This is a genomic window from Microbacterium ureisolvens, from assembly GCF_015278315.1.
Taxonomy (GTDB): Bacteria; Actinomycetota; Actinomycetes; order Actinomycetales; family Microbacteriaceae; genus Microbacterium; species Microbacterium ureisolvens.
Genome location: NZ_JADIJE010000022.1, coordinates 22706 through 29718, shown reverse-complemented (window position 1 = coordinate 29718; position 7013 = coordinate 22706). Strand labels below are relative to the sequence as shown.

The following is a 7013-nucleotide window of genomic DNA, read 5'->3' as shown; positions in this document are numbered from 1 at the left end:
TCGCGACGCGGACCACGTCGTCACGGAACTCGCTCGGGTACGGCTTGGGCACAGCAACATCCTTCCAGGCCTACCCCTCGGGCAAGCCAGATCAGATGTCACCTACTCGTGCAGCAGTCCCTTGCTGTGCGACGCGGCCGACAGACCGCTGCTCGCCGCAGGCGGGCCCGCCGGCGTCGTGCTGATGCGATCGCCCGCGCAGAGAGACACAACGTATACAAAGCCCGCGTGCGGTTCACGCCCTCCGACCAGATCGAAGGCTAAGCAAGCAAGCCCGTTTCCTGGCGTGCGCCGAAGTCGTATGTTCGCGGCATGGCGAACAACGATGAAGACCGCTACGTCGTCAAGCATGCCGACGGGTGGGCGGTAAAGAAGGAGAACGCTAAGCGCGCATCGGCTGTCTACGACACCCAGGCTGAGGCGATTGCTCGAGCTCGCGAGATCGTCGACAATACCGGCCGAGGACTGGGGGAGGTGCGCATCCAGGGCGAAGACGGAAAGTTCCGCGACAGCGACTCAGGCCGCCGCAACGAAACGCGCGCCAAAGACACCCGCTAGAACGCCCTGTTACGCGGTAGATCTCGGCGATAAGGCCGGTGGCTTCATCGGCGGTGGGGAAAGGAATAGAACGCCAGCCACAACACCACCAGCCAGAGAAGCCCCGTCGCGAGCGGCACGCGCAGGTCTCGTAGACCGGGCAGAGGGCTGGCCAACACGGGCTCACAGTAGCGCTGGCTGGGTGTCGCGGGAGTGCAAGATGCCAAGGGCACCGGTCGCGAGGAGCTCGAGGGGAATGGGGCCTGGCCGGCGCCACCCGAGGAGACTTACACGGAACCCGGGAGTTAGGGGCCGTATACGAACTTCAGCTCGGAATGCTCAACCACCGCAGAGGCCTGGTGACAGCCAGCCTTGCGCGACGAAGCCCTGTCGAAGCCGAGTCGCCGCACGCAGCCAACGCGGCCAGCAGCACGATTGCCAGGTCCATGGCGCCAGATTAGGCGACGCGCCGCGCCGATGGAAAGACTCTCCGACGCTACCTAGCTGCTGCCCAGCGAGTCCCGCGAGAAAATGCGATCCGAGGTAGGCAAAGAAGAGCCCGCACTTGCCTCCGGAAGAACTCCGGCCGGGACTGAGCTGAGTGCGGCGAAGCTGTCACCCCATGTATTCGTTAAGGAATAGAGGACAGGTTTCGATCGCTTTCGCGAGGATCTCTCGGAGGGATCTACGCCCAGCGACGTGCCTACCTGGCAGAGCTTCCGCAACGACAGCGCGGGGTGACAACCTCAATGTATCCTCCGCTCAGGAAACACTCAGGTTCCGAAATCGGAGGAATATCGCAATGAAGAAGTTGTCGAGGATCGCACTGATCGCTGGCGTGGCCGCCTCACTTATCGTGGGGACCACCACGGCGGCAAGTGCGCAGACGTTCAGCGGGGATAACTGGACGTGCACTGGGACACGGAGTGGCGTGGTAGTGGGCAACGCGTACGGGGGTGGTTCGGTCTGGTTCTTCCCGGCATACACCGGAGGCGGTGCTTACCGGACGCTCCCCGCGGTGATTGGAATCAACACCTACCAGGCCGGCCGTCAGTCGTTCTCGTGGACAGCAGGTAGCAACTTCTCTTCGGCTTACGCCACTTGTATTGGCTAAAACTCGAACGCGAGGATGCATGGGAGCCCGCGGAGGGGTAATCCGCGCGGGCTCCCATGCCCATGCTGGGCCGCACGCATCGGTGGTTCCCGTTGGCCGCAACCGCCCGAGCGCGGAACTGCGTGTTCAGTAATTGCGGACGACCTCGATGGTTCATACTGTCGCCTGTGCATGTCAGGCCGTCCCGTCCTCGAGCCCTCTCGTCAGTCATCGCTACCATGGCGGCCCTCATCGCCCTAAGCGGCTGCGCCGCTGCAGCCGAACCGAGGGTGGAACCCACCACTGCGGCTGATATTCCGCCTTACCCGGCCCAGGAACGGTATGTTCAGTGCCTTCAGGATGAGGGGTGGGAGATACAGCGTTCTCTAACCTCACCCCCTTACATCGATGGACTGTCCGAGGCCCAGCAGAGCGCTTTCAACGCCGCCTCTGACGCTTGCGGCGAAGAGACCGGATACAAGAAATCGCAGACGCCCTCGATGTGGTCAACAGAACAGGTGAGGCAGCTCTATGCGCAGGAGCTCGCGAACCACGAGTGCATCGTGGGTCACGGGTTCCCCAGCGATGATCCTCCCTCGGAGGCCGTGTTCCTCGACACCTTTGGCCAGGAAAACGCGCCGTGGTACCAGGCCATCAGTGCATACCTCATGGGAGGGAACATCGATCAGAGCGACTACAGCCAACTGCTTCGCGATTGCCCCCCTCCCTTAATGTTCATGAACATCGACGGCTTCTGATCTCGCAGCGGCTGTCCCTCCGTGCGCCTAACGCGGAGCGTTGATCGGCGGCACGGATGGAGCGAATCGCAAACTTGAGGAGGAAGTGTATACATGGCCGAAGCGGTGCGACGTCGGTGGTGGCCATGGACGGTTGCTGTAGTGGCGTTCATCACCGCCGGCGGCGCGGTCGGATGGGCTGCGGCATCTGTTCTCACTCCAGCCGAGGATCCGATGGAGTCTTCATCGTTCACATACGTCGCGGTGAAGTCTGGTGAGGTGGGCTCGAGCCTGAGTCTGAACACGATCGCGGCGTGGACGCCGGTGCCGGTCGGTGTCAATCGTGCGGTAGGTGTTGTGACTGAGGTTGTTTCTGCTGCTGGGGCCGACGTGGTGCAAGGATCAGTGCTCTACCGCGTAGACCAGCAGCCTGTAACTATCGGTCAGGGTGCGGTCCCGGCATATCGTTCGATCGGGCTTGACGCGGAGGGAGCTGACGTCGGGCAGCTGCAGCGTCTGCTTACGGCGGTCGGAGTCTACGCCGGTCCCGACGACGGAAAGGCCGGTCAAGGTACGATCGCCGCAGTAAAGCGCTGGCAGAAGGCGCTCGGCGTTGAGCAGACCGGAGTCATTCAGGTCGCCGACGTGATCTTCGTGCCCGACCTGCCGACCCGCGTGGCGCTGGATGAAAAAGTGATCGGGCGGGGTCTGATGGTCAGCGGCGGTGAGCAAACCGTCCGGGCGCTTCCACCGGCACCCGAGTTCACCTTGCCGGTCACCGACGCGCAGGCGGTGATGATGCCGGCGGGCACGCGAGTGGAGATCACCTCCCCCGACGGTTCAATGTGGCAAGCGGTTGCTGCCGAGCAGATTCGCGACGAGCAGTCCGGAACGGTGACTGTCTCTCTCGAGTCTCCAGATGGTGGGGCGATTTGTGGCGACCAGTGCGGTCAGGTCCCCGTGACCGGAGAGGCCCGATTGGTCTCGACAGTCGTAACGGTCGAGACCGTGGCAGGGCTGGTCGTGCCTTCAGCCGCGCTGGTGACCGCGGCTGATGGCGAGACTGCTGTGATCGACGATGAAGGCGAGCCGCGGCCGGTCACCGTGGTGACGTCCGCGCGTGGCATGAGCATCATCGAGGGTGTGCCTGCCGGCACCCGCGTTCGTGTGCCCGCTTCCGCCGAGGGTGTCGAATGACGAACGTCCTGCAGGCGCGTGATGTGATCTTCGAGTACGTGCCAGGACAGAGAGTGTTCAACGAATGGTCGGCCGAGTTCCCCGCAGGATCGGTGACCGCTGTAACAGGGCCATCAGGCCGAGGCAAGTCCACTCTGCTCTATCTGCTGGGCCTGATGTTGCGCCCCAGAGCAGGGGAGATCGATGTTGACGGCGTACCTGTCTCGGGTCTATCGGATGCTCGGCGCGCACGACTGCGGGCCGAGCGATTTGGTTTCGTTTTCCAGGATGCAGCGCTAGACCAGACGCGCACGGTGCTGGACAACGTGGTTGAGACGGCGCTCTATCGCGGGGAGTCACGACGAGATGCCTCAACTCGAGCTCGTCTGATGTTGGAGCGATTTGGCGTGGACGTCTCGCCCCAACGGAAGCCGGGGCAGGTCTCAGGGGGGCAGGCGCAGCGCATCGCGTTGTGTCGGGCACTGCTATACGCACCGCAAGTGTTGCTGGCCGACGAGCCGACGGGAAATCTCGATCCCGCAACGAGCGGGCTAGTCGTTGACGCGCTCCGCGAACATGCCGCGTCGGGCGCGACCGTGATTGTGGTTACGCACGATCCTCGTGTTGCGGAAGCGTGCGACCGAGAGATCCGGCTGTGAGGCGAGCGGGCGCGATCATACGCGAGGCCGTGGCGTCTGCATTGTCGGGCCCGGTCGCCTCGGCGGTTACGATTCTGATGGTGGCGGGCATGATTGTCACGGTCATGCTCACTACAGGGCGCACAGTTGGTGCGGAGCAGCGGGTTCTCTCCTCCATCGATTCAGCTGGCACCAGGTCGATCCTGGTGCGAGCAGACGCTGCTGCTGGAGTCACTTCCGACGTTATTGACCGCATCGATGGGATCGAGGGCGTGGAGTGGTCGGCAGCCTTCTCTTCCGCAGTTGACGCAACAAACGGTCGCACTCCTGACGGCGCTCGAGCGCCGGTCAGATTCGCCTATGGTCGGGACGTGGAGAGCCTTGGAGTTCCGGCGAGAGTACCGCTTCCTGGGCAGCTCGCCTATGGGTCACAGCGCGCGCTCGATGAGCTGGGCCTACCTGACATCGCCGGCGGGATCGTGCTTACCACCGGGCAGGAGTACGCCATGGCAGGGCTGCTCGAGATCCCCGACTTCCTTGTCGGGTTGGAGCCGGTCGTAATCGTGCCGCAGCCGGAGGCGACGGGGGAGGAGCCTGTCAGCGTTCTCGTGGTCATCGCTTCGCGTCCTGACCTTGTTGCCCCCGTCAGCGATGCCGTGCTCTCAGTTCTCGCCGCGGAAGACCCCTCCAAAGTCAGCGTGGAGACCAGCGAACCCTTGGCTCAGCTCAGGGGGCTAATCCAAGGTCAGCTCAGCACGTTCTCGCGCGGTCTGGTACTGGTGATGATCGCGGTCACCGGTCTGTTAGTCGCGGTGATCTTGTACGGCCTGGTGATGATGCGCCGGAAAGATTTCGGGCGCCGGCGGGCGCTAGGTGCAACCCGCGCGCTTATCGTGCTACTGCTGTTTGTGCAGACAGTGTTCCTCGCGGTGATTGGCGTTCTGGTAGGCACGGTCGTCTCCGTGGCTGTCCTCGTCACATCTGGCGACCCTTTACCGGGACCCGGGTTCTTCGGCGCCGTCAGCGTGCTCGCGCTGGGCACATCGGCGGTGGCATCCCTCGTGCCGGCGATCATCGCGTCGAGGCGTGAGCCCATACGAGAGTTGCGTGTGCCATAGCGCACTGTCGGCCCGTCCCAATGCACGAGTGGTAACAACCACTGCCGGCTGTCCGATCAAGCATGGGCGCCAGCAGTCGATTCGATCACTCAGTCGTCGTACCAGCTCAGCCCAAATCGGCCGAACACCTCCACCAGCTGCGGCAGATCCGGGTGCACCTGTGCCGGCTCCGTGGTGGGGGAGATGTGCACGCTTCGGTGTGGAGAATCGGGCCGCTCGAACACCGCCCACATCCGAATCTCATCACCGTGGCGGGAGGAGAACTCGACTCCGTCCACGAGCGGTTCCCGGCCGTCGTGCAGCTCGTACAGCCAGCGCGCGATTGATCGGGTGAGGTCACGGTCGCGGGCGTCCTTGAGTAGCGCGGTGTCGACATCGCGTGGGCTCAGCCCGTGCCGGCCCAGGGGATAGAAAGCGATCAGTGCAGCCAGGTTGCGGGAGTGCGTGATCGCCCAGTACCTGCCGGTCTGCATCGCCGCGCCGTACTGCCGACCGTCTAGCCAGGAGTACCCGACGGCACCGGGGGGCGCCTCCGGGTACTGCGCGACGCTGCCGTCGTCGTCCTCCACCTCGTCCAACCCGGCGGCCACCGGGGCGCTCGGCCGAAACCGGGCGAGCAGTTCGAGGAAGCAGCCGAGCAAACCGTCGGCGGTGTACAAGGTGCGGAACTCGCCTCGTTGGTCATCCCAGCGGCTGTCAAACCGGCCGGAGTCGGTGGCGTACTGCCACGGCGCCCATCCCCACAAGTCCGGCGCGAAGCCTACGTGGAACACCTCACCCGGGTCGCCGGTGATCTCCGGCGCAGCGAACTCGGTGACACGGACCTCATTGACGCGGAAGCGGAAGAGGTCGCCCAGCGCAGCGAGAGTCGCAGCGTCGCTCATCCGATGTACGCGAACGATTTCGCGGCGGCGATTACCGCGCGCGGGCCTGCGACCAGGTCGCCCTCACGCAGCAGCTGCGCTGGGGCCTCGTCGTTAAGCGACGGGTTGATGCCGCGGAACCAGGACTGCACGGTGATGGGGTCATAGCGTTCGCGCAGCAGCGCAGCAGCGTGGAAGGCGTGCCGCAGCCGCTCCCGATCGTTCTGACCGGGCTCACCGGTACCGTCCGCCCAGCTGGAGACCGACCGCGCCGATTTCACGCCGCCGATGTAGGCCACCAGCTTCACGCCCAGGATCTCGCGCAACTCCGACACCAGCTCCGGGAACGGTAGCCGTATCGAATCCTCATGGGCGCGCAGCCCAGGCCGGGGAGTTGAGGTGACGGTGTTGGGCATGGAGCGATGCTACCGCAAACTATCTCACAGAACTACTACTAAAACTGCACCCAAAAGTGCATGCACCAGCGCCAACGCATGTGACAGGGAAGGGCAGTGCTCGACGCGCGCCTGCGGCGACAATCAGCTCGCCTCACCCAATCGAATGGTCGTGCGGCCGTCATCAGGCACAGTGACCGGCCCAGTGGTCACAGTCCCGGACAGAAAGGATCAGAAAAATTCTTGCGCCTTCCTGTTCTGACTGACAGTCTCCAAGAGTAGCGACCATTGCTCGGTCGATCTGAATGAACGAGAGACAAGGACGTAATTTTACGATGAGCCGCAGTTCCAAGCCACTCCGCATGCAGTACGCCTCAATAGGCGCCGTAGTCGCTGTAATCTTAACCCTCGGGTTCCCGTCCCCTGCGTCGGCCGGACAGAGCCGCTATCAGGCTG

Annotated in this window: 7 protein-coding genes; 5 read left to right on the top strand and 2 right to left on the bottom strand. The window is 63.8% G+C overall.

The genetic code is table 11. The annotated features are described in order from the left end of the window. Nucleotides 1-312: 312 nt before the first annotated feature. The 5 genes from IM767_RS20195 (at nt 313) to IM767_RS20175 (ending at nt 5299) form a co-directional block, all read left to right on the top strand. On the top strand, nt 313-558 hold the full coding sequence (locus tag IM767_RS20195) for a DUF2188 domain-containing protein (RefSeq protein WP_109212275.1): 246 nt from the start codon (nt 313-315) through the stop codon (nt 556-558). A 1311-nt stretch (nt 559-1869) separates the two neighbouring features. Beyond that, complete coding sequence (locus tag IM767_RS20190; RefSeq protein ID WP_162564423.1) at nt 1870-2388, top strand: hypothetical protein; 519 nt, start codon at nt 1870-1872, stop codon at nt 2386-2388. A 141-nt stretch (nt 2389-2529) separates the two neighbouring features. Beyond that, nucleotides 2530-3564, top strand: coding sequence for a peptidoglycan-binding domain-containing protein (locus tag IM767_RS20185; RefSeq protein WP_239453520.1), 1035 nt, complete (start codon nt 2530-2532; stop codon nt 3562-3564). Continuing rightward, the gene (locus IM767_RS20180; RefSeq protein ID WP_109212272.1) at nt 3561-4202 is read left to right on the top strand and encodes an ABC transporter ATP-binding protein; all 642 of its coding nucleotides are present in this window, start codon (nt 3561-3563) and stop codon (nt 4200-4202) included. Before IM767_RS20185 ends, IM767_RS20180 begins: the two co-directional genes overlap by 4 nt. Nucleotides 4203-4291: 89 nt before the next feature. Continuing rightward, nucleotides 4292-5299, top strand: a complete 1008-nt coding sequence (locus IM767_RS20175; RefSeq protein ID WP_239453519.1) for an ABC transporter permease — start codon at nt 4292-4294, stop codon at nt 5297-5299. Nucleotides 5300-5388: 89 nt separating this feature from the next. On the opposite strand, the gene IM767_RS20170 is transcribed toward IM767_RS20175, so the two are convergent. Beyond that, nucleotides 5389-6183 carry a hypothetical protein gene (locus tag IM767_RS20170; protein ID WP_109212270.1) on the bottom strand — a complete coding sequence of 265 codons (795 nt, stop codon included), beginning with the start codon at nt 6181-6183 and terminating at the stop codon, nt 5389-5391. Beyond that, the gene (locus IM767_RS20165) at nt 6180-6578 is read right to left on the bottom strand and encodes a hypothetical protein (RefSeq protein ID WP_109212269.1); all 399 of its coding nucleotides are present in this window, start codon (nt 6576-6578) and stop codon (nt 6180-6182) included. The genes IM767_RS20170 and IM767_RS20165 overlap by 4 nt, the downstream gene beginning before the upstream one ends. Nucleotides 6579-7013 lie beyond the last annotated feature (435 nt).

Coding starts and splice junctions, on each gene's coding strand:
- IM767_RS20195 (WP_109212275.1), top strand. CDS start 313: ATGGCGAACAACGATGAAGACCGCTACGTCGTCAAGCATGCCGACGGG.
- IM767_RS20190 (WP_162564423.1), top strand. CDS start 1,870: ATGGCGGCCCTCATCGCCCTAAGCGGCTGCGCCGCTGCAGCCGAACCG.
- IM767_RS20180 (WP_109212272.1), top strand. CDS start 3,561: ATGACGAACGTCCTGCAGGCGCGTGATGTGATCTTCGAGTACGTGCCA.
- IM767_RS20175 (WP_239453519.1), top strand. CDS start 4,292: ATGATTGTCACGGTCATGCTCACTACAGGGCGCACAGTTGGTGCGGAG.
- IM767_RS20170 (WP_109212270.1), bottom strand. CDS start 6,183: ATGAGCGACGCTGCGACTCTCGCTGCGCTGGGCGACCTCTTCCGCTTC.
- IM767_RS20165 (WP_109212269.1), bottom strand. CDS start 6,578: ATGCCCAACACCGTCACCTCAACTCCCCGGCCTGGGCTGCGCGCCCAT.